General features: G+C 50.3%; 13 protein-coding genes. 5 read left to right on the top strand and 8 right to left on the bottom strand.

Annotated features, from left to right (window positions below; translation table 11 throughout):
- Nucleotides 1–278: 278 nt before the first annotated feature.
- From BUB94_RS02155 to pyrG, 5 genes are all read right to left on the bottom strand, one after another.
- The gene (locus BUB94_RS02155; RefSeq protein WP_073233834.1) at nucleotides 279–839 is read right to left on the bottom strand and encodes an ATPase; all 561 of its coding nucleotides are present in this window, start codon (nucleotides 837–839) and stop codon (nucleotides 279–281) included.
- Nucleotides 840–1019, bottom strand: coding sequence for a hypothetical protein (locus BUB94_RS02150; protein ID WP_073156548.1), 180 nt, complete (start codon nucleotides 1017–1019; stop codon nucleotides 840–842).
- A 195-nt stretch (nucleotides 1020–1214) separates the two neighbouring features.
- Nucleotides 1215–4433: a carbamoyl-phosphate synthase large subunit gene (carB, locus tag BUB94_RS02145; RefSeq protein WP_073233831.1), complete on the bottom strand. Its 3219-nt coding sequence runs from the start codon at nucleotides 4431–4433 to the stop codon at nucleotides 1215–1217.
- A gap of 18 nt (nucleotides 4434–4451) precedes the next feature.
- A complete protein-coding gene (locus BUB94_RS02140; RefSeq protein ID WP_139260102.1) occupies nucleotides 4452–4655 on the bottom strand; it encodes a hypothetical protein in 204 nt (67 codons plus the stop codon).
- Nucleotides 4656–4843: 188 nt separating this feature from the next.
- On the bottom strand, nucleotides 4844–6514 hold the full coding sequence (gene pyrG, locus BUB94_RS02135) for a glutamine hydrolyzing CTP synthase (protein WP_073156558.1): 1671 nt from the start codon (nucleotides 6512–6514) through the stop codon (nucleotides 4844–4846).
- A gap of 462 nt (nucleotides 6515–6976) precedes the next feature.
- Here pyrG and BUB94_RS02130 point away from each other — a divergent pair, with 462 nt between their 5' ends.
- Nucleotides 6977–8746: a S8 family serine peptidase gene (locus BUB94_RS02130; RefSeq protein WP_073233825.1), complete on the top strand. Its 1770-nt coding sequence runs from the start codon at nucleotides 6977–6979 to the stop codon at nucleotides 8744–8746.
- A gap of 106 nt (nucleotides 8747–8852) precedes the next feature.
- On the opposite strand, the gene BUB94_RS02125 is transcribed toward BUB94_RS02130, so the two are convergent.
- Together BUB94_RS02125 and BUB94_RS02120 are read right to left on the bottom strand one after the other, a co-directional pair.
- Nucleotides 8853–9890: an FISUMP domain-containing protein gene (locus tag BUB94_RS02125; RefSeq protein ID WP_073233823.1), complete on the bottom strand. Its 1038-nt coding sequence runs from the start codon at nucleotides 9888–9890 to the stop codon at nucleotides 8853–8855.
- A gap of 214 nt (nucleotides 9891–10104) precedes the next feature.
- Entirely contained in the window at nucleotides 10105–12162 is a 2058-nt protein-coding gene (locus BUB94_RS02120) for a glutamine synthetase III family protein (RefSeq protein WP_073234174.1), read from the bottom strand.
- Between the two features lie 592 nt (nucleotides 12163–12754).
- Between BUB94_RS02120 and gltB the strand changes: the two genes are divergently transcribed.
- Together gltB and BUB94_RS02110 are read left to right on the top strand one after the other, a co-directional pair.
- The gene (gene gltB, locus BUB94_RS02115; RefSeq protein ID WP_073233820.1) at nucleotides 12755–17176 is read left to right on the top strand and encodes a glutamate synthase large subunit; all 4422 of its coding nucleotides are present in this window, start codon (nucleotides 12755–12757) and stop codon (nucleotides 17174–17176) included.
- A gap of 142 nt (nucleotides 17177–17318) precedes the next feature.
- Nucleotides 17319–18659, top strand: a complete 1341-nt coding sequence (locus tag BUB94_RS02110; protein WP_073156569.1) for a glutamate synthase subunit beta — start codon at nucleotides 17319–17321, stop codon at nucleotides 18657–18659.
- Between the two features lie 389 nt (nucleotides 18660–19048).
- On the opposite strand, the gene BUB94_RS02105 is transcribed toward BUB94_RS02110, so the two are convergent.
- Entirely contained in the window at nucleotides 19049–19810 is a 762-nt protein-coding gene (locus BUB94_RS02105; RefSeq protein WP_073233817.1) for an SDR family NAD(P)-dependent oxidoreductase, read from the bottom strand.
- Nucleotides 19811–19945: 135 nt separating this feature from the next.
- On the opposite strand from BUB94_RS02105, the gene BUB94_RS02100 reads away from it, so the two are divergent.
- Together BUB94_RS02100 and dapF are read left to right on the top strand one after the other, a co-directional pair.
- A complete protein-coding gene (locus BUB94_RS02100; RefSeq protein WP_073233814.1) occupies nucleotides 19946–21496 on the top strand; it encodes a fibrobacter succinogenes major paralogous domain-containing protein in 1551 nt (516 codons plus the stop codon).
- A 196-nt stretch (nucleotides 21497–21692) separates the two neighbouring features.
- On the top strand, nucleotides 21693–22583 hold the full coding sequence (dapF, locus tag BUB94_RS02095; RefSeq protein WP_073233803.1) for a diaminopimelate epimerase: 891 nt from the start codon (nucleotides 21693–21695) through the stop codon (nucleotides 22581–22583).
- The last annotated feature ends 136 nt before the right edge of the window (nucleotides 22584–22719 follow it).

Genomic DNA, 22719 nt, shown 5'->3' with positions numbered 1-22719 from the left:
GAAAAGGCGTGAAGTCGAATGCGCATTTCGCCTGAGGTTCCGCGAAGACCCACCAATGAAAAGCACAAACGACCCACGCCCATAAAGGCAACGCAAAACACATTGACTGTTGTAGCCAATGTACATAGCGAAGAACCCCCTTTGACAGGGGTTGCGTGAGTGTCTGTCCAGCTCTCATTGGTTTGAAATTTCGCGGATTTCAGACGAGAACTAGAGCAAAAACTCTATTTTTAGCAAAAATAACTAAAAATTAAAAAATTAGTTTGACAAATCAGGAATTATTTCAACAAACTCCTAACCCATTCTGGAACATCGTTTGAAACGACAATTGTTTTACCGGACTTTATTAATGCAACTCGCCTGAATCTTTTGGAATTGTCATAAAGTTCAACTTTATTGCATAGTGGGAGAACTTCTTTTAACTTTTCAAGAGATTCTTTATAGCGCCGTTCTATGTCAGCTTCGGGGATTCCATGCCCCCCTGCGGCAACTCGCAGAAGAACGCGTTGCTTTGCAATTTCTACAGAATCCACATACACGAAATAAAGTTCAATTGTATAACCAAGGCTTTGTGCCTTTTTGATGTTTTGAATGGCACTTTTACCACAAAGAGTAGTTTCTTGGTTGAGAGAAGTCAAAGAAGCAAAATAGATCTTGATTTTCTGAATTGCAATCTTGCCAGCCGTTACGACATCAGCGGCATTTCTCCAATCTCCATTGTTTTGGCGAACAATCTCGTCAACATTTACTCTAGGAATGTCGAAAATATCCCTATTTGTTTGATATAGGGTTGATTTTCCAGAACCGTTGGGACCTGCGAAAACAATGTATTTAGGCAATTAAAACCTCTTTGCGGCGATGACTTCTTCTTGCTTCTGCTGCAAAATTAAATCGCTTACCAACGCAAAGAAACGGGCTTCTTCTTCAGAACGAGCCTTTTCAAGAATGTCAGAAGTTTCGTCAAAATTCATCTTCTTGCATTCGTCGTACAGTTCTTGCAATTTTTCAATTTGACACATTTTAAAACTCCTTTGACAACAATATAGATATTTCTATCGCAAAAACAAATATATGTAAAAAGAGCCCCGCCTCCAATGAGACGGGGTTCTTTAAGTTTAGGCTAGATTCCCGCTTTCGCGGGAATGACTTGCAAGAGAGTAACAGAACTTATCGTAAGCGACAGCTCGTCACTCACGGCTCATTGCTCAAGGCTCTTACACTTCCTCGATAGAAGCATGGTATTCCTGAAGGCTCTTTACAGCTCCCTTACCGGACTTAGCTGCGGCGATGCCCTTGACGGTGTCGAGAGCGGCAGCCAGGGTGGTGATGTAAGGAGTCTTGTACTTGATGGCTGCCTTACGGATGGCGGATTCATCGGCAACAGCGTCGCGGCGAGCCCACGGGGTGTTGATGATGAGGTTCACCTGCTTGTTCAGGATGACATCCAGAACGTTCGGGCGGCCTTCGGCGATCTTGTTCACCACTTCGCACTTGACGCCAGCCTTTTCGTAGAACTTGGCGGTGCCTTCGGTTGCGTAGATCTTGAAGCCCAGATCCTGGAAACGCTGACCCACTTCGATTGCCTGGTCGCAGAGGTTAGTCTTGTCAGACAAGCTGATAAGAACTGCACCGCTGGAAGGCAGGATGGAGCCTGCGGCTTCCTGGCTCTTGTAGTAAGCCAGGGCGAAGTCTTCGGAGAGGCCCAGCACTTCACCGGTGGAACGCATTTCAGGGCCGAGAACCGGGTCAACCTTGGGGAACTTGTCAAACGGGAACACAGCTTCCTTGGCGCCGTGGTGCTTGAACTTCTTGTCCTTCAGCTTCAAATCTTCCAGCTTTTCACCCATCATGAGGCGGGTGGCAAGGCGGGCCATCTGAGTGTTACAGACCTTGGAGACCAGAGGCACGGTACGGGATGCGCGGGGGTTGGCTTCGAGAACGAAAACCTTGCCGTCTTCGATAGCGTACTGCATGTTCATGAGACCGCAAACGTGGAGGGATTCTGCAATCTTGCGAGTGTAATCCTTAATGGTCTTCAGGTTTGCTTCGGTAATGGTTACCGGCGGGATAATGCAGGCGGAGTCACCGGAGTGGACACCGGCAAGTTCCACGTGTTCCATCACGGACGGAATATAAACGTGTTCGCCATCAGAGAGGGCGTCGGCTTCGCATTCCAGAGCGTTGTGGAGGAAACGGTCGATGAGGAGCGGGCGATCCGGGGTAACGCCAACAGCCTTGGCAACGTATTCGCGGAGCATGTTTTCGTCGTAGATGACTTCCATGCCGCGGCCGCCAAGCACGAAGCTGGGGCGGATCATCACAGGGTAGCCACCGATCTGCTTGACGCAAGCGAGGGCTTCGTCGATGTTCGTTGCCATGCCGCTTTCGGGCATCGGGATTTCCAGCTGGTCCATCATCTTGCGGAACAGGTCGCGGTCTTCAGCGATATCGATGGAATCGATGCTGGTACCGAGAATCTTCACGCCTTCGTCGCTGAGTGCGCGAGCGATGTTCAGCGGAGTCTGGCCACCGAACTGCACGATAACGCCTGCGGGCTGTTCCTTCTTGTAAATCTGGAGAACGTCTTCGAGGGTAACCGGTTCGAAGTACAGCTTGTCGCTGGTATCGTAGTCGGTAGAAACGGTTTCCGGGTTGCAGTTCACCATGATGGTTTCGTAACCCATTTCGCGGAGAGCCATTGCAGCGTGGCAGCAGCAATAGTCGAATTCGATACCCTGGCCGATTCTGTTCGGGCCACCACCGAGGATCATGATCTTCTTCGGGTTGTTGGTGGCGGTAGATTCGTCCTTGCAGTTGTAGGTAGAATAGTAGTAGTACTGGTCCTTCACGCCGCTAACAGGCACTGCGCACCAGCCTTCAACCATGCCAAGTTCGATACGCTTTGCACGAACGTCCTTTTCACGGATGCCGAGGATCTTTGCGATGTACTTATCGCCGAAGCCGTCCTTCTTGGCCTGGATCAGGAGTTCGTCAGAAGGCATGCGACCCGGAGTCTTGAGCATCTTTTCTTCAAGTTCAACCAGTTCGCGCATCTGCTGCACGAAGTAAGCCTTTTCGTAAGTTGCTGCGAAAACTTCTTCGTCGGTTGCACCCTTACGGATGGCTTCGTACATCTGGAAGTGACGTTCAGAGGAAGCGGTCTTCATCATGTCGAGAAGTTCTTCCTTGGTCTTCTTGTTAAAGTCCTTAGCAAAGCCAAGACCTGCACGGCCGTTTTCCAGACCGCGGATTGCCTTCTGGAGGGTTTCCTTATAGGTCTTACCGATAGCCATGACTTCACCCACAGCCTTCATCTGGGTGCCCAGGCAGTCATCAACGCCGCGGAACTTTTCGAATGCCCAGCGAGCAAACTTCAGCACAACGTAGTCACCGCTGGGGGTGTACTTTTCGAGGGTGCCGTCGCGCCAGTAGTCCATCTGGTCCAGAGTCATGCCAGCAGCGAGCTTTGCAGAAACGAGAGCGATGGGGAAACCGGTTGCCTTGGAAGCAAGAGCAGAGGAGCGAGAGGTACGGGGGTTGATTTCGATAATCACCACGCGACCAGTCTTCGGGTCGTGTGCGAACTGAACGTTGGTACCGCCGATCACGCCGATAGCTTCAACGATCTTGAAAGCGTCGGTCTTCAGCTTTTCTTCAAGCTTCTTGTCGATGGTGAGGAACGGGGCTGCGCAGAAGGAGTCGCCAGTATGAACACCCACCGGGTCAATGTTTTCGATGAAGCAGATAGCGATCATCTGATTCTTGGAGTCGCGAACCACTTCGACTTCCAGTTCTTCCCAACCGAGAATGGATTCTTCGATGAGGCACTGGTGAGTCATGGAAAGTTCAAGACCGTTACCGCAAATGGTACGGAGTTCTTCGACGTTGTAGCAGAAGCCGCCACCTGCACCACCCATGGTGTATGCCGGACGAACCACCACAGGGTAGCCGATTTCAGCAACGATCTTTTCGGCTTCTTCAACAGAGTGGCAAATGCCGGAGCGCGGGGTGTCGATGCCCAGCTGCTGCATGGTAGCCTTGAAGATTTCACGGTCTTCGCCGCGTTCGATAGCGTCCAGGTTCACGCCAATGACCTTCACGCCGTACTTGTCCAGAATGCCAGCCTTGTTCAGGGCAGAAGACAGGTTCAAGCCAGTCTGACCGCCGAGGTTGGGGAGCAATGCCTGAGGACGTTCCTTGGCAATGATCTGTTCCAAGCGTTCCAGGTTCAGCGGTTCGATATAAGTAGCGTCAGCCATGACCGGGTCGGTCATGATGGTAGCCGGGTTAGAGTTCACCAGCACGATCTTGTAACCCTGTTCGCGCAGAGCCTTACAGGCCTGGGTGCCAGAGTAGTCGAATTCGCAAGCCTGGCCAATGACAATAGGACCAGAGCCGATGATGAGAACCTTATCGATACCTTCGATCTTCATTTTTTATCTCCGTTTGATTTAACTAATAAATGCTAGATCCTTCGCTACGCTCAGGATGACGCGGTGGGAGCCGATCAAGATGACACGGGGCGAGGATAAAAAAAACGCCGAACTAACAAGTCCGGCACTAATAAAATCAACAGTCTTGGAAATAATGGAAATAGCAACGGCGGAACAATGAATAGCGGAAGCAGCACCGTGGGTGCCAGTTCGCTTCATCATCTTTACATTTTTTGCCATTTTAGCCAATCGCTTATTTCACAAGGGTTAAACTTGTATAAATATAGCTTTAATTACAAAAAATGAAAGGCCTTTTTGGAATATGGGGACATCAAAAAGGTACCGCAGACTTGGGGGGTAAACCTGCGGTATTTTTACGTTATTGGCGTAACTTATTGAATGTCAGTGTGTTACGTGCGTTCGTCCGCGGCCTTCAGCAAGTTCAGGAACAGCGGGGCCGGATGAATCAGGGAAGACTTCAGTTCAGGGTGGCACTGGCAAGCCATGAAGTAGGGGTGGTCTGTCAGTTCCATAATCTGCATGATGTCTTCGCCGGAAGCCTTTCCTGAGAAGATAAGCTTCTGCGGGTTTGCGCCAGTGGGGTCGCCCTGTTCAATCTGCTGAACATACTGCGGGTTCACTTCGTAGCGGTGGCGGAAACGTTCGCGGGCGACGTTGGAACCATAAATTTCTTGAGCCTTGCTGCCTTCCTTGATCAGGATGTCGTGACCGCCCAGACGCATGGTGGCTCCCATATCCTTGATATGTTCCTGGCCGGGCAGGTAGGCGATAACCGGATGTTCCACGTGGTAGGTGTCGCTTTCCATTTCCACGGTGCCGGCTCCCTTCATGCCGCAGACGTGGCGTGCAAATTCCACCACGGAAAGCTGCATGCCGTAGCAAATGCCCAGGAAGGGAATCTTGTTTTCGCGGACATATTGGATGACCATGATCTTGCCTTCGATACCGCGGCTGCCGAAGCCACCGGGAACGATAACGGCGTCGACGCCTTTCAATGCGGATTCTACGGAAACGGCACCTGTTTCAATCTTTTCTGTGTCCACCCAGCGGATGTCTGCGCGCAGGTCCAGGTGAGCGGAAGCGTGACGGATGGATTCCACCACAGAGGCGTAGGAATCTTCCAGAGCCATGTACTTACCGCAGATGGCGACCGTCAAAGTCTTGCGGGGCGTTACGGAATTGCGCTTCAGGGATTCCACCAGCTTGCTCCACTGATCCAGTTTGGGCGGGGCGTAAATGTTCAGGCGCTTGGCGAGAATTTCGGGAATGCCTTCGGCGTCATAAACCAGCGGACATTCGTAAACGTGCTGCACGTCCACACCAGAAATCACGTGGTCTGCAGGCAGGTTGCAGAACAGGCCGATCTTTTCTTTCAGATGGGGCTTGATATATTCTTCGCAACGGCCGATAACGATTTCCGGATAGATGCCCAGGCGGTTCAAGTCATGGACGGACATCTGGGTGGGCTTGGACTTCTGTTCGTTAACGCCAGAAGGAATAGGCACGTAAGTCAGGTGTACGAACATGGCGTTGGTGCGGCCCACGTCGTGGCTCAGCTGACGGGCGGCTTCGATGTAGAACTGGTTTTCCAAGTCACCGACGGTACCGCCGATTTCAATCAAGAGAACGTCTGCCTTTTCCTGGTCGGCGATGCGGTAGAACTGTTCCTTGATCAGATCGGTAACGTGGGGGATGAACTGGACGGTGTGTCCCAGGTAATCGCCGCGACGTTCCTTGTCGAGAATCATCTTGAAGATGCGGCCCATGGTGAGGCTCCAGTCCTTCTTGGCGGTCACGTTCAAAAAGCGTTCGTAGTGGCCGAAGTCCATATCGCACTCGCCACCGTCGTCCAACACGAAAACTTCGCCGTGTTCGGTGGGGTTCATGGTGCCCGGGTCTGTATTCAGGTAGCCGTCACATTTTACGGGAACCACCTTCATTCTAGCAGAAAGCAGCGCCCCGATGGACGCTGCCGCTACCCCTTTGCCAAGTCCGGAGATGACACCCCCGGTCACGATAATGAATTTCGTCTTTCCGTTGTAATTGTACTGCAATGCCATAATAAAACCTTTTTCGTGTGCTGTTCTAGGCCCAGCATCACGTCCCTTGTGTTTACACTTTGTGTAATTTCAACGCCTATATACGCAATAAGTGTGCCAAGGAAGAGTAACTGCATATTTTGGGGTTTAAAGCAGGAATTGTAAAAGCTTAACTTTACAAAAAATGAAAAATTAAGTCTGTGTTTTACAGTTTTTGTATAATAATGACTGGTGGTATAATCCCCCGTTTGCAAGTCAAAACGGTCCTGTTTTGGAAAGCTGATTTTCGAGGGTGTTGAGAATTGGTGTTGTGCTCGTACTGCGTGTATATGGCACTTGTTTATACGTCTGCTATACCTTAGTGAGCGGTAATTTTTCCGTAATGATTTTGTAATGCAAATTATTTTTGAAATCTTACGTTATATGTTTAATTTTTGATAAATTGCCTTTCTGCGCTAGTTTGTATAAGCGCAGGAGATGTTAATGATGAACAATAAGATGATTACGGCTTTGGTCCTGGCAGGTGGTGTTGCCTCCTGGGCCCAGCTGCTTTACGAAAAACCTGTTGACGAAAAGGTTGATCGCGTTTCTTTGGAACGTCCTTCCCGCATGGGAGAGAGCGTGAAGAAATTCGTGGATACCCAGAAGGCTTCTAAAAAGGTTAAGAAGGTTTCTGTGAAATCTGACCTTTTGGGCCGCAGCCGCAATAGCACGCTCACTTATGAAGTCGACGTGGCTTCTCAGCAGAAAATGAAGGTTTTGGTCAACGATGTCATGGTTGAACATGCCAGCCTTGAAATTGAATCGGGTTCTTTTGATTACAGCGCCTCTGCCGATTCCAAGAACTACGAACTGAACGGCGTAAAAATGTCCGAATCGCAGTTCCAGAAAAAGGCTGACAACAGTCGCAAGAAACTTCGCAAGAACAGAAGGAAGTTTAAGGCCCCTCGTGTAGAGTACATGACTGCAAGTGAAATTGAACAGGAAATTTCTTCGAACGAGAACGTTTATGTTTCCGAATATAAAGGCGTGAAGTATGATGGTCTCGATTTTGGCGAAGACACCTATCTGGAAGACTTCTATATCCGCACTAAGTCTGGTATTGATACTTACGCCTGGAATAAGGGCAACTATGGCCAGGGTGTGGGTATTTACTATAGCGAAGGTGGTTGCGTTCCCGATAACTATGTAAACCACAATTACTTTACGCAGATGAATAACTGCCCCAACGGCGTTTCTAGCCATGCAATTGGTGTGGCCCGTGTTCTGCAGTCTTCTACCGGCGAATCTCACATTTATGGATCTGCTGAGGTTATTTATCCCGAGGATCCCGATAAGTATCCTGTACCTATTTATATCGGTTCCCAGTCTTGGGGCTATGTGTACGATTACCCCTATTATTGCTCCGCTGACGCCATCATGGATAACTACATCTATGAATATGGTGTAGCCCAGTTCGTTGCTGCAGGAAACGATTACCGCTATTCCTATGTGTCGACTCCTGCAAGATCTATGAATGCTGTGGCTGTTGGAGCCGTTTCTCCCATCGATTACAAGTACATGGTCTATTCTTCCTCTAGAAATGGATATGCCCATAATGATAAGCCTGAAGTGGCCAACTTTACCAACTTCTATTTCCGCAGGGATCTTCATTACAGTGACGAGAATGGATCTTACAATGGCCGATTCAATGGAACCAGTGCTGCAACCCCTTATACGGCAGGCATGGCTGCACTCCTGTTGTCTAAGTACCCGTCTTTGAAATGGCATCCTGAAATGCTGAAGGCGGTAATGTTGGTGGGAAGTACTCGTGATGTGGGCAATACGGACTATGATTATGATGGCATCGGAACATTCAAGGCTGGCATTCCCATGCTTGACAGGCTGACTACTTCTCCCTTGTTCAAGAATCGGTACTGGTATGGTGCGAACAACACCAATTTTGACAAAAATGGAAGAATCAGTTTTACTGAATCTAATATTCAGAAGGGCAAGCGTTACCGTGCCGCTATTTCATGGCTGTCTTCGGGTGAGTACGTGATGAATAATCAGAGACTCCCTCAGGATATTGACCTGGTGATCAGGCAGAATGGGACAATCATCGCTTCGTCTGCTTCGTCGTACAATCCCTTTGAGTTGGTTGATTTTGTTGCTCCCAACTCTGGCGAAATCGAGGTGGTCATTACCCGCTATAGAAACAGCTCTGCATCCGAAAACGTGAAGCTTGGCTTTAGCATTCTGCAGGTGGACTAAACCCCCTCCTAAAACCACCATCTGCTGATGCGAAAAATCCTCAGTCCGAAAGGGCTGAGGATTACTTTTTTTTGAAAGATTTCAGAGTTGCATGGACCCGAAAATGTTAGGGCTCGTCTGCGAATTGGTCGGGAATGTCGAAGTACTGATCGGTTTCCTTGCTTTCGACGCAGCGTACGGGTGTCCAGATTTCTCGATCCTGACTGATGATGCTTGCCTTGTCGGAATCGTTTTGCAGAAGGAGAACGGTTAACTCGTGGTTGTCTTCGTAATCGCTAGAAAGAATGACTCCCTTTATTCCCTGGTCGTAATAACGTGTGCGGAATTCCTTTGCGTCGTGGTCGTAATGGTAGGGGTCTGCCGAACCTGTGGCGAACATGGAAAATCCCAGGAGGTCTGTGGCGGGGGAGGCATTGTCGTCGGGTGTCCAGCTGGTTGTTGCCTTCAGGTTCATTCCGGCCTGATTTGCGCCGCCGGCGATTTCAATCAATTCGGCGAAGTCGTTCTTGTTAGGCAAACGCCAACCTTTGGGGCAGATGCCGCGAATGGCACCCTGGGCCTCGCAGTAGTTGTCGGTGCCGCATCTTCTTCCGTTGGAACTGAAGACGGCCGAAGAGTCCATGGCCGTGCCCAGAGAGTAGAAACGTCCGAATTTAGCGCAATTCTCTTCGTCATTGTTGGGACAGGAGTTGCCGTAATTGTCGTTGAAATTGTAATTCAGGTTCTGGGCCATCCAGTTGGTGGTCCCGATTTTAACCGTCTTGTACGTCTGATTATCGCGGGTATCGATCAAGACGCCTGTTTCAAAAGGCTGTTCGCTGGAAGAGCTGATGTCTTCGCTGGAAGAAGAAATTTCTTCACTAGAAGATGAAATGTCTTCGCTGGAGGAAGATTCCGGTTCGTCAGAGGAACTGGAAGTTTCTTCGGAAGAACTGGAAACCTTTTCTGAAGAACTGGATTTTTCTTTAGAAGAACTGGAAGTGTCCTTGGAAGAGCTGGACGAGGGCTGATCTTTGCTTGTGGAGGACTGAATTTCGCTGGTGCTGGAGGCGGGATCGTCTTCCGGGCTGGTGGAATCGTTACCGCAGGCGCATAACGTGAGCGCGATTGCCGAAGCAACCAATTTGAAGATTTTCTTGTTCATTTTAACTCCTAATAAGTTCAAAATAAATATAACAAGAGTTTATATGTTGATTGCTTTTGGGGATGTTAAAAAAAAGAAAACGCGAATCTTTCGATCCGCGCCTTCATTATGAGGTTCGATTTTTAATTGTGCGTGCAGTTTCGCTCGCGCTGTTCATTAGTAAATAAAGTGACATTGGGCCACCCACCTTCGACGGGTGGCCATGCTTTTTATCTTAATAGATAAAAAGCATTTCACGATACTTGGGCAGCGGCCACTGTTCGTCGGAGATGATGCCTTCCAGCTTGTCCACAACCTTGCGGAGGGAGACCATAGCTTCCAGCTTCAGCTGATGCTTGCCGGCGATAGCCTTTTCCATGACGGCGATTTCTTCGACGAGGGCCTTGTAGCCTTCGGCCAGTTCCTTAGCGTAGGAATCGACGGAAACCAGACCCTGGTTGATTGCCATTTCGTTCACCTTCAGGGCTTCGGAGTAAGCCTTCACGACCTGCGGGAGGACGATGCTCTTGGCCATGTCGTAAGCGACCTTGGCTTCGATGTCGACTCGCTTGTGGTAGTCTTCCAGGTTGACTTCGTAGCGGGATTCAAGTTCCACCTTGTTGAACACGCCGTACTTCTTGAAGAGGGCCACGTTTTCCTTCTTGGTGAGGGCACCGAGAGCTTCCATGGTGGTACGGATGTTGGGGAGGCCGCGCTTTTCGGCTTCAGCAACCCATTCGTCGGTGTAGCCGTTACCGTTGAAGATAACGCGCTTGTGTTCCTTGATGATGGACTGCAGGAGCTTCTGGAGTTCCTTGTGGAAGTTGACCTTGGAGACCTTTTCCATCTTGTCGGCGATCATGTCGAATGCTTCGGCGACGATGGTGTTCAGGATAACGTTCGGTTCAGAGCAGGACTGGCTGGAACCCGGTGCACGGAATTCGAACTTGTTGCCAGTGAATGCGAAGGGAGAAGTACGGTTACGGTCGGTAGCGTCGCGGGGGAGCGGCGGCAGAATGTCGGAACCGAGCTTCATGGCGCCGCCCTGCTTGCTGGACTTGGGTTCGCCCTTTTCCAGCTGTTCAACGACGTCAGCAAGCTGGTCGCCGAGGTACATGGAGATGATTGCCGGAGGAGCTTCGTTAGCACCGAGACGATGGTCGTTGCCAGCGCCAGAGACGGACATTCTCAGCAAGTCGGCGTGGGTGTCTACTGCATAGACAACAGCGCAGAGAGTGGTGAGGAAGATTGCGTTCTGGTGAGGATCCTTACCCGGGTTCAAGAGGTTGGTCTTACCGTAGTTCACGGACCAGTTGTTATGCTTACCGGAACCGTTGATGCCTGCAAACGGCTTTTCGTGGAGGAGGCAAACGAGACCGTTGCGGTCTGCAACGTTACGGAGCACTTCCATAATCTGCATGTTGTGGTCGCAAGCCAGGTTCACTTCTTCGAACATGGGAGCAAGTTCGAACTGGGCAGGAGCCACTTCGTTATGACGGGTCTTAGCCGGAATGCCAAGCTTCCACAGTTCGTCTTCAACTTCGTTCATGAAGTTCAAAATGCGAGCCGGGATAGAACCGAAGTAGTGGTCTTCCATCTGCTGGTGCTTTGCGGAAGGTGCGCCAAACAGAGTGCGGCCAGCCTGGTAAAGGTCCGGGCGCTGGAGGTAGAACTTCTTGTCTACCAGGAAGTATTCCTGTTCAGCACCGAGAGTTACGGTGACCTTCTGCTTTTCAACGCCGAAGAGACCCATGAGACGGTCGGCAGACTTCTGGAGGGCCTGGATAGAGCGGAGAAGCGGAGTCTTCTTATCGAGAGCTTCGCCAGTGTAAGAGCAGAATGCGGTAGGAATGCAAAGAGTTGCACCGTTACCGTGACGCTTGATGAAAGCGGGAGAAGTCGGATCCCAAGCGGTGTAGCCGCGAGCTTCGAAAGTGGAACGGATACCGCCGGAGGGGAAGGAGGATGCGTCCGGTTCACCAACGATCAGGTTCTTGCCGGAGAAAGCCATGATGGCCTTGTCGCCTTCCGGTTCCAGGAAGGAGTCGTGCTTTTCAGCAGTAGAACCGGTAAGGGGCTGGAACCAGTGAGTGAAGTGAGTTGCACCGCGGTCCATTGCCCACTTCTTCATAGCGTGAGCCACTTCGCCAGCGATGCTGGGGTCAAGTGCTACGCCATTTTCGATGGTTGCGAAAAGCTTCTTGCAAACATCCTTGGGGAGGTATGCCTTCATGGCTTCGGAGTTGAACACGTCCTCGCCGTAAAAGTCAACGTTTGCGGTAGCTGCGGCCATGATGCCTGCTGCCGGTGCTTCTGCAATTTCGGTAATTGCATTCATTCTATACTGGTTGCTCATAATGAACTCCTATTTGTTTTGTTTTCGGCCTCCTTATTGCAAAAGCCGTGCCAACTTTTACGGATTTGGAAAAAGTGGAGGAAATAGCTTGTTTTTAGGATATATAAGATAGTACGGGTACTTTATGAACTAAGGAATCGTTTAGAGCTTTTGATTCGTGTCTTTACAGAAAATGAAATAAACTGTGCCGTGAAAGGGGGTGCTCTAGGTTCTCTGGTATGGGGCGGGACTTTCGACCCGCTCTTTTTCTTGTTGGTCGTTTTGCGTTTACTGCCGTTTTTGATCAAATTTAGAGGATTCTTACATTCTACGTAAAATTAAATCGTGTTTTTACAAAATGCGTAATCGCCTTTGGGGTGGAATTAAAGCGAAAAGGACTGCAAACCTTTTTATTTCATTAAAAAATTAAAGGTTTTTCCAAAAATGTAAAGATTTTCAATTTTTGTTCGTTTCTTGTGTGGGATTTAAAAATTTTGGCACGCATTTTGCAATAAAGCCGCGGAAAAAATAAAACACAAGGAATAATACAATGAAAGCTCAAGCTCTTTATAATCCGGCTAACGAACATGACGCCTGCGGCGTGGGTCTCGTAGCCAATATCAATAATGTGGCATCGCACCAGATTGTGCTTCAGGGCATTACTGTTCTGAAGCGTTTGATGCATCGTGGTGCGGCTGGTGGCGACCCGGAAACGGGTGATGGCGCTGGCCTTTTGCTTTCTATGCCCCACAAGTTCTTCAAGAAGATCTACAGCGACCTTCCTGAAAAGTACGGTGTGGCCATGGTTTTTGTAGACAACTCCGTTGCCGCTGATTCCTACGACGAAAAGATTAAGGAACTTGCTGCAGCCGAAGGTTGCCCTGTTCTCCATGTTCGTGAAGTTCCGGTAGACCCCAACGCTATTGGTCGTACCGCTCGCGAAACTCTTCCCCATATCCGTCAGTACATTTTCGACGCTTCCAAGCCGGAAAATGCTGAAATCAAGCTCTTTGTGCTGCGCCGTCAGATTGAAAAGGCCTGCGAAAGCCTGTACATCTGCTCCTGCTCCAGCAAGACTATCGTTTATAAGGGTCTTCTCCTTGCTATTCAGATCGAAGCCTTCTATAAGGATCTGAATGACGTTGATTTCGAAAGCCCCATCGCTCTCGTTCATCAGCGCTACTCCACCAATACTTTCCCCACCTGGCCTCTGGCTCATCCGTTCCGCTACCTGGCTCACAACGGTGAAATCAATACCCTCCGCGGTAACTTGAACAGCCTGAAGGCTCGTGAACCCCACCTGAAGAGCGAACGCATTGGCGACGATCTCCAGAAGTGCTTGCCGCTGATTGCCGGCGGCCAGAGTGACTCCGCTAGCCTCGATAACATGTTTGAATTGCTGGTGGCTGCAGGCCGTAGCCTCCCGCACGCTATCCTCATGATGATGCCGCAGGCTTGGGGTGCTAAGCATTATATGGGCCGCGACGTCCGTGGCTTCTTCGAATATGAATCCATGCTCATGGAACCGTGGGATGGTCCTGCTGCAGTCGCATTCTCTGACGGTGTAAACGCAGGTGCAATCCTGGACCGTAACGGTCTTCGTCCCGCACGTTATACCCTCTGCAAGGATGGCCTCTTCGTGATGGCTTCTGAAACTGGCGTTCTCGATATTAACGATGACGAAGTAGAAGAAAAGGGCCGTCTGAAACCCGGTGAAATTATCTACCTGGATATCGAAAACCATCGTATCTTGAAGAATGCCGAAATGAAGGCTTTCGTTGCTCGTAGCAAACCCTACCGTCGTTGGGTCGCCGAAAACAAGATGAGCGTCCGTGGCCTCTTCAGCGAAATTAATCCGTCTGACGTACCTGATGATTTGCTGATCCAGCAGAAGCGTTTCGGCTACTCTGCCGAAGATCTGAGTGTCATTTTGCAGCCCATGGCCAAGAATGGTCAGGAACCTATCGGTTCTATGGGTAACGACGCTGCTCTGGCTGTCCTTTCCGATAAGCCCCAGCCCCTGTTCAACTACTTCAAGCAGCTCTTCGCTCAGGTCACCAATCCGCCTATCGACCCGATTCGTGAAGAACTGGTCATGTCCCTTACCACTTACATCGGTAACCATGGTAACATTCTGGAAGAAACTCCGGAACAGGCTCACCTCATCAAGATTCCTCGTCCCATTGTTACTGAAGACGAAATCAAGCACTTCGAAAACATTGGCGATAAGAGCTTCAAGGCCAAGGTGCTCAAGATGCAGTTCCCCATGGGTGGTAACGGCGAAGTTCTTGAAGCTGCCTTGCAGAACCTGGCTGGCGACGCTGTCCGTGCCGTTCAGGAAGGTTTCAACATTATCGTTCTTTCTGATAAGAATGTGGATTGGGGCTATGTTCCCATGCCGTCTCTCCTGGCAACCGCAGCTGTAAACCGTACCTTGGTTGAAGCAGGTGTCCGTCCGGAAATCGGTTTGATCGTCCAGTCCGGTGAAGTTCGCGAAGTCATGCATTTCGCTTTGCTCCTGGGTTACGGCGCAACCGTCATCAACCCGTATCTGGCATTCCAGAGCATCACCAACATGTGCCACACCGGCGAACTGGATGTGGGTCCTGTCACCGCCGCTGCCAACTACGTGAAGGCTGTGGACAAGGGTCTTCTGAAGATCATGTCCAAGATGGGTATCTCAACTCTCCGTAGCTACCGTAGCGCACAGATCTTCGAAGCTGTTGGTCTGAACCACGAAATTATCGAAAAATTCCTCCCGGGTACTGCAAGCCGCATCGAAGGTATCGGTCTTGCTGAAATCGCCCAGGAAGTGGAACAGCGCAACAACATTTCCCTGAAGGACGCTAGCCCGATCCTGAAGGAAGGTGGTCAGTACAAGTTCCGCAAGGATGGCGAAATGCACTTGTGGACCCCCCAGTCTCTGGGCGCATTCCGTCAGGCTGTTCAGCTGGGTGACTACTCCAAGTTCAAGACTTACTCCAAGCTCGTTGACGATCAGTCACAGCGCTTGGCAACTCTCCGCGGTCTCTTCAAGTTCAAGGAAACTACTCCCATCGATATCTCCGAAGTGGAATCCCGCGAATCCATCATCAAGCACTTTGTTGCTGGCGCAATGAGCCTTGGTTCCTTGAGCCCGGAAGCTCATGAAGCTATCGCTATTGCTATGAACCGTAACGGTGCCATGAGCAACTGCGGTGAAGGTGGTGAAGATCCGGATCGCGATACTCCGGCTCCCAACGGCGATATCCGTAGCAGCGCTATCCGTCAGATCGCTTCTGGTCGTTTCGGTGTGACCATCGATTACCTCCGCAAGGCAAAGGATTTGCAGATCAAGATGGCTCAGGGTGCAAAGCCCGGTGAAGGTGGCCAGCTGCCTGCTCACAAGGTGAACGAATTTGTGGCTCGCATCCGTCACTCCATCCCGAATGTGTCCCTCATTTCTCCTCCGCCGCATCACGATATTTACTCTATCGAAGACTTGGCTCAGTTGATCTATGACCTCCGTAACTCCAACCCCAAGGCTCGCGTTTCCGTGAAGTTGGTTTCTGAAGTGGGTGTGGGTACGGTTGCTGCAGGTGTTGCCAAGGCTCATGCTGACGTGGTCCTTATCTCCGGCCACGATGGCGGTACCGGTGCATCTCCGCTGACTTCTATCAAGCATGCCGGTCTTCCCTGGGAATTGGGTATTGCCGAAGCAGAACAGACTCTCGTTCTTAACGACCTCCGCGGCCGCGTGAAGCTCCAGGTGGATGGTCAGTTGAAGACTGGTCGTGACGTTGTGATCGCAGCCCTCCTCGGTGCAGAAGAATTCGGTTTCGCTACCAACCTGTTGGCAAGCCTTGGCTGTATTATGGACCGTAAGTGCCATACCAACCAGTGCCCCATGGGTCTCGCAACTCAGGATCCGGAACTCCGTAAGCACTTCAAGGGCAAGCCGGAATACGTTGAAAACTTCCTGTTCTTCATCGCTGACGAAGTTCGTGAAATTCTCGCAAGCCTTGGCCTCAAGAGCTTGGATGAAGCCTGCGGTCGTAACGATCTCCTTGACATGAATTCTGCAATCGAATTCTACAAGGCAAAGAAGCTGGACTTCAGCAAGATCTTCGCTTCTGTGGATGCCGGTAACGGTAAGGAACAGATCAAGAAGCATGACCCGAACTTCGTTCCTGAAGAACTGGTGAACTTCGACCGTCGCGAACTCCTGCCTTTCGTACAGGATACCCTGAAGACCGGCAAGCCGGTAGAAATTTCCGCCATGATCCACAACGTGGACCGTACCGTGGGTACTGAACTTTCTGGTGAAGTGGCTGAACACTTTGGTGCAAAGGGCCTGCCGGAAGATACCATCAAGGTTCACCTGCAGGGTGTGGCTGGCCAGAGCTTTGGCGCCTTCCTCGCACCGGGTGTAACCCTCGATATCGAAGGTGAAGTCAACGACTTTATGGGCAAGGGCCTTAGCGGTGGTAAGATCATCGTTCGCCCGTCCAAGAACGCAACCTTCAAGGCTGAAGACAACGTTATCGCCGGTAACGTGATCGGCTACGGTGGTACTAGCGGTAAGGTGTTCATCAATGGTCTTGCTGGCGAACGCTTTGGTATCCGTAACTCCGGTATGCTTCTCGTTACCGAAGGCGTGGGTGACCATGGTTGCGAATACATGACTGGTGGCCGCGTGGTTGTGCTGGGTCGTGTAGGCGTGAACTTCGCAGCAGGTATGACTGGTGGCTTCGCTTACGTCTATGACGAAACCGGTCACTTCGACTTGAGCTGCAACGTGGATTCCGTTGACTTGGAAAGCGTTCTCCCGGGTACCGAAAGCGAAACCGAATTGCTGGACATCATCCGTCAGCATGTGGAAGCTACCGGCTCTGAAAAGGGTAAGCGCATTCTCGAAGACTGGAACAACTCTCGTCCGAAGTTCGTGAAGGTCTTCCCGGTGGAATACCGCAACGCTCTTGCCAAGTTGTAGTTTAAAGCTTATAGGATAAAGTTTAAAGGTTGAAGGAGTTTCTTTAACCTTTAAACTTTCCGCTTTACGCTAAATAGAACTTTCCGCTTTACACTACTTTAACCTTTAACCTTTCCGCTTTACGCTAAATAAGGAACATTATATGGCATTAGTACAGAGAATCCAGGACGTGTACCGCCCCGTAGAAGAACGCGTTAAGGACTTGAAGGAAGTTGAACGCCTCTTCACAGAAGAAGAAATTAAGGCACAGGCAGGCCGCTGCGCAGACTGTGGCATTCCCTTCTGCCATGGAGCAGGCTGCCCTCTGGGTAACCTCATTCCCGAATTTAATACCGCCGTAGCTGCAGGCGACATCCGCAAGGGCTACGACATTATCAGCAAGACTGCTTTCTTCCCGGAATTCACGGGCCGTGTTTGCCCCGCCCTCTGCGAAGCAAGTTGCACCCGCCAATTGAACGATGACGCCGTCATGGTTCGCCAGGTGGAAAAGTTTATGATCGAAACCGCCTTCAAGGAAGGCTGGGTGGAACTGCCCGAAGCTGCTCCCAACGGCAAGACGGTGGCTGTGATCGGTTCTGGTCCTGCAGGCCTCTTTGCTGCAGAAAGCCTCCGCCGCAAGGGTTACGCAGTAACCGTCTACGAAAAGAAGCCCAAGGTTGGCGGCCTCCTCCGTTACGGCATTCCTAACTGGAAGCTGGAAAAGGAAGTCATCGACCGTCGCGTTTCCCTCATGGAAAAGGCTGGCATCAAGTTTGTCTGCAACTGCGAAATCGGCAAGGACATTTCTGCTGAATACATCCGCAAGAATTTCGATTACCTGTTCCTGGCTATCGGTACTCCCAACGCTCGCGATTTGAACATTCCTGGACGCGATGCAGAAGGTATCTACCTGGCTCTGGACTTCCTTCATGGTGAAGGTGAAAAGTATAATGCCAAGGGCAAGAAGGTCTTGATCATTGGCGGTGGCGACACCGGTAACGACTGCGTGGGCAAATCCCTCCGTGAAGGCTGCAAGAGCGTTCTCCAGGTGGAATTCATGCCCAAGCCTCCTGAAGAACGTTCCCCGTCTACTCCGTGGCCGGATTGGCCGTACATGCTGCGCACCAGCTATGCTCACCACGAAGGTGGCGAACGTCGCTGGAATGTGTCTTCCAAGCAGTTCATTGTGAAGGATGGCAAGGTGGCTGGCGTAGAAGCCGTGAAGGTTGAATGGGAAATGGCTCCCAACGGTCGTCCCATCAAGCCTAATGAAGTTCCCAATTCTACAGAAATCATTGACGCTGATTTGGTGGTTCTGGCTATGGGCTTTACCGGCGTTCCGGCTGAAGGTATTGTGAAGGACCTGGGCCTTGAATTGACTCCGCGTACTGCAATCATTCAGGATCCGTCCCGCAACATCTACGCTGTAGGTGACTGCGCTAACGGAGCTAGCCTGGTTGTAAGAGCCATGGCCGACGCAAAGGCAAAGGTCAAGAGCTTATAGGATAAAGGTTAAAGGATAAAGGGTAATGTCTTTACGCTTTAAACTTTCCGCTTTACGCTAAAAGAGTTCCTTGTGTAACAACACGGGTCGCTGGTGGGTAAAACTGCCGGCGGCCCATTTTTTATAGTCCGGCGTGGAATGTTTTTTTTGGGATTAAACGTTCCATTTTGATTAAAAAAAAGGGTCTAGAATATATCACTTAACACACTTTTAATAGTTTGATTTTTTGTTATCTGACTCACCCACCAAAAAGTTTGTATCTTATTTCCTGTAAAGATGAATATCGCTGAAAAAGCGAATCAAAGGATCCTCCTAACCCCCAAAAAAATCCAGTCTCCTTCGGGAGGCTGGATTTTGTTTTTTTAGAAATCTTTTGGATGTCTGGCGTTTTATGCCTTGCCCAACTTCTTTTTCTGCTGGGTGCCGGCCACCTTAGAGGCGACGTAGCGGGGGAGGAGTTTTCCTGCTATGGTGGCAAGTTTCATGAAGAGGCTGGGAACGATGATGGTCTTCTTCTTGAACATCTGCTTGAGGGCGTAACTGGCGCAGAACTTGGGGGAGATTCCCGGCAGGGCGAACTGTACGTTGGCCACGTCGTTGAATTCCGTCTTTACGGGGCCCGGGCAGAGAACGCTGGCGGATACGTTAGACCTTGATTCCTGAAGTTCCATGGCGATAGCCTGGGTGAGGCTGACCACGTAGGCCTTGGTGGCGTAGTAGGTGGCCATGTAGGGGCCGGAAGGCATCAGGCCTGCGCTGGAGCCTACGTTCAAGAGGTGGCCACCGTTCTTGGCCAGAATGCGGACCGCCAATTTCGAAAGCAGATGCAGCGCAATCACGTTCACGTTGATCATGCGCAGTTCCTTGTTCAGGTCTGTTTCGGCGAAGGCGCCGCAGTCGCCGAAGCCTGCGTTGTTGATGAACACGCCCACGTCGAACTTCTCCAGGAATTCTCCCAGGCGTTCGCATTCGCTTTGGCTGGAAAGGTCTGCAGTGAAAACTTCTGCGGGGGTACCTAATTCCTTGGCCAAGGCCTGCAGTCGATCTTCACGACGTGCAACCAGAATAAGGCCATAACCGCGGGCAGACAAATCCTTTGCGAATTCGGCGCCGATGCCCGAGCTGGCGCCTGTAATTACTGCGTATCTCATAAAAGAAAGTATAGATAATTTTAGATGGGGTGTGTTTTCAATTTTTTCTTTACTTGATTTTTGTTTGTTTTTTTTTACATTAGTTAACGCGAAAAGGTGTTATCTTTTTTTTGTTCGAAAAGGTTAGGAGTTTGTATGAATCGTCTTGCTACATTAGGCTTTGGTCTTGCCTTGTGCGGAGTATTTTCTGCTTGCGGCAGTGATGGCGGTACCTCGTCCAGCGAAGATAATAATCCCGAATTTGAAAGCAGTTCCTCTGCTGATGAAAATTTGAGTTCATCACAGAACTTGATTACGAGTTCCGCGACGGAAACTTTGTCCTCTGCGGAGGTTGTGAACTTGTCAAGTTCTACGGTTGACGAATCCGGTAGCTCGGTGGAATCGGTAGGATCAAGTTCTTCTGTTTTCAATAAATCCAGCAGCTCCGTTTCTTCAGGATCAAACCCTGCGGGCGATCTCAATTCTGACGGAACCTTTACCGATTCCCGTGATGGCAAGACCTACAAGACGGTGAAGGTTGGTAACCAGGTCTGGATGGCCGAGAACTTGAACTACGAAACAGCTCAAGGCAGCGCCTGCTATAACGATGACTCTGGTTATTGCGAAGTTTTTGGTCGCCTGTATTCCTGGGATGCCGCAACGGATGCTTGTCCCGAAGGCTGGACTCTGCCCAGTGAATTGGACTGGTATGCCCTGGTTGATGAAGTGGGTGATGCAGACTTAAGATTCTCCCAGGGATGGGCTGGGGGCATGCCACCTAAAAATGATTATGACTTTGCTGTGTTGGCTGCTGGTTATGGATCTTATGGATTTTTCTCTTCCAATGGCAGCTCCGCTATTTTCTGGACTGCCACGGAAAATTGCACGGTGGGAGGGGCTTCCTGTGAAGAAAGTATTGGCTTCGTTTTTGGCTACGAGAGCCCGAAACCGTCGAGAAGTTCTTTGGAAAAGGAAATTGTTGTCTCGGCTCGTTGTATAATGGAATCTAGTGGGACTCAGGACAATTCTTCCTCTTCCGCTTCGCTTGTTGATCCCTCGACCGTTGTGAAGGGGTCCATGACGGATGCCCGTGACGGTAAGACTTACAAGACGGTGACTATCGGAACGCAGACCTGGATGGCTGAAAATCTGAACTATGCCTACAATCTTCCGACGGCGACTTTGGATTCTTCCAGCATCTGTTTCGAAAATAATCCGGAATCCTGCGCTCAGTTTGGTCGCCTGTATTTGTGGAGTGCCGCCATGGATTCTGCTGCTGTATTTGGAACGGCGGGCAAGCATTGCGGTTATGCCGAAGGCAACTGGGATCATGTCTGCGAAAGGCCTAATTTGAAAACCCGTGGTGTTTGTCCGGAAGGCTGGCATATTCCCAGCAAAGACGAGTGGAATACCTTGTTTAGTGCGGTGGGAGGTAGGTTTACTGCTGCTCCGAAGTTGAAGGCTACAGATGGTTGGGCAGAAAATGGAAACGGAACGGATGATTACGGTTTTTCTGCAGTGCCTACGGGCTTTTGGGAAGATCCTGATCGTTTTGGCGGTGCAGGCGAACGCACGGAATTCTGGGCCAGCACTGAAGATAATGGATATAACGCCTGGGAAGCACGATTTGGCTATTATTCTGGTGAGGTTGATTTCTGGCCTGGCAGTAAAAAGTATGGTGCATCTGTCCGTTGCATAAAAGACTGATTTTACCGAAAAAGTAAACTTTACAAATGATGTAAAATACAAAAGTTGTTTTTACAAAATATGTAAACACTTTCAAATCGTGAAATTGACGTCATCCTTATAAATTCCCTTTTTTAGCGAAAATTTCAACTTTTACTGAAAATGTAAAAATGGCATGCTTTTTGCTATTTGAGGGCGAAAATAAGGATTACAATTTATGTCAATGAAATTCTCCAAGTGGACCGGCCTCGGAAACGACTTCGTTCTGGTGGAACCGGGTGAAGCTTTTGATATGACTCCGGGTGCAGCCCTGGACCAGCGCGTGATTGAACTGTGCGACCGTCGTTTTGGCATTGGTGCCGATGGCGTGGTGGTGGTGACTCCGCTTTCTAGCTCCGAAGAATATGTGGTGGGCGAGAAGGATGTCCGTGCCGGCTACGACTGGAACAAGAAAGGCAATGGTGTAGATTTCGAAATGCGCATTTTTAATGCTGACGGTTCCGAAGCCGCCATGTGCGGAAACGCCACCCGTTGCGTTGCAAAGTTTATTGTGTCTCGTGGCCTGGGCAACGGGACCTCTTTTGTTCTGCACACCAAGAGCGGTCTGATCAAGCCGAGTATTTTGGGTTCCGCAGCAAGTGCCGCAGACCTAGAAAAAATGCAGGTTTGCGTAGACATGGGTGCTCCCCGTGATTTCCTGGGCACCATCAAGCTCTCTGCAGGCTCCTTTGATTTTACCGGTGAAACGGTCTCTATGGGCAATCCCCATACCGTGATTTTTGTAGACGATATCGAAAAGATCCAGCTTGAAAACTGGGGCGTTGTCCTGGAACACGATAAGCAGTTCCCGGACCGCTGCAACATTGAATTTGCTCAGGTGGTGGCTCCCGGCAAGATCCGTATGCGCGTGTGGGAACGCGGCTGTGGCGTGACCATGGCTTGCGGTACCGGCAGTTGCGCCACTCTGGTGGCTGCCCAGCGCACCGGTCGCGTTGGCCTGGAATCCGACGTGGTCCTGGATGGCGGAACCCTCCACATCAAGCACGAAGAAGGTGGCCCGGTTTTGATGACCGGCCCCGCTAAGGAATGCTTCAGAGGCGAGGTTTAGCTCGCCGCCATGCGTCAAAAAGGTGAAATTTAAACAAAGTAAACAGTGGTTAGTTGACAGTTCTTTTTTAGAGTGGCGAGCTGGTGCTCGCAAAAAAGATAAGGGCTTCGCCCGTTCACTAACCACTAACCACTAA

The organism is Fibrobacter sp. UWH9, assembly GCF_900129715.1.
GTDB lineage: Bacteria > Fibrobacterota > Fibrobacteria > Fibrobacterales > Fibrobacteraceae > Fibrobacter.
This window is presented reverse-complemented; position numbering and strand designations above follow the sequence as displayed.

Bases quoted from the DNA above. Each gene is read 5' to 3' on its own strand.
- BUB94_RS02130 (WP_073233825.1), top strand. From the start codon at position 6,977: ATGATGAACAATAAGATGATTACGGCTTTGGTCCTGGCAGGTGGTGTT.
- carB (WP_073233831.1), bottom strand. From the start codon at position 4,433: ATGAAGATCGAAGGTATCGATAAGGTTCTCATCATCGGCTCTGGTCCT.
- BUB94_RS02125 (WP_073233823.1), bottom strand. From the start codon at position 9,890: ATGAACAAGAAAATCTTCAAATTGGTTGCTTCGGCAATCGCGCTCACG.
- dapF (WP_073233803.1), top strand. From the start codon at position 21,693: ATGTCAATGAAATTCTCCAAGTGGACCGGCCTCGGAAACGACTTCGTT.
- BUB94_RS02105 (WP_073233817.1), bottom strand. From the start codon at position 19,810: ATGAGATACGCAGTAATTACAGGCGCCAGCTCGGGCATCGGCGCCGAA.
- pyrG (WP_073156558.1), bottom strand. From the start codon at position 6,514: ATGGCATTGCAGTACAATTACAACGGAAAGACGAAATTCATTATCGTG.
- BUB94_RS02140 (WP_139260102.1), bottom strand. From the start codon at position 4,655: ATGATGAAGCGAACTGGCACCCACGGTGCTGCTTCCGCTATTCATTGT.
- BUB94_RS02120 (WP_073234174.1), bottom strand. From the start codon at position 12,162: ATGGCCGCAGCTACCGCAAACGTTGACTTTTACGGCGAGGACGTGTTC.
- gltB (WP_073233820.1), top strand. From the start codon at position 12,755: ATGAAAGCTCAAGCTCTTTATAATCCGGCTAACGAACATGACGCCTGC.
- BUB94_RS02110 (WP_073156569.1), top strand. From the start codon at position 17,319: ATGGCATTAGTACAGAGAATCCAGGACGTGTACCGCCCCGTAGAAGAA.
- BUB94_RS02100 (WP_073233814.1), top strand. From the start codon at position 19,946: ATGAATCGTCTTGCTACATTAGGCTTTGGTCTTGCCTTGTGCGGAGTA.
- BUB94_RS02150 (WP_073156548.1), bottom strand. From the start codon at position 1,019: ATGTGTCAAATTGAAAAATTGCAAGAACTGTACGACGAATGCAAGAAG.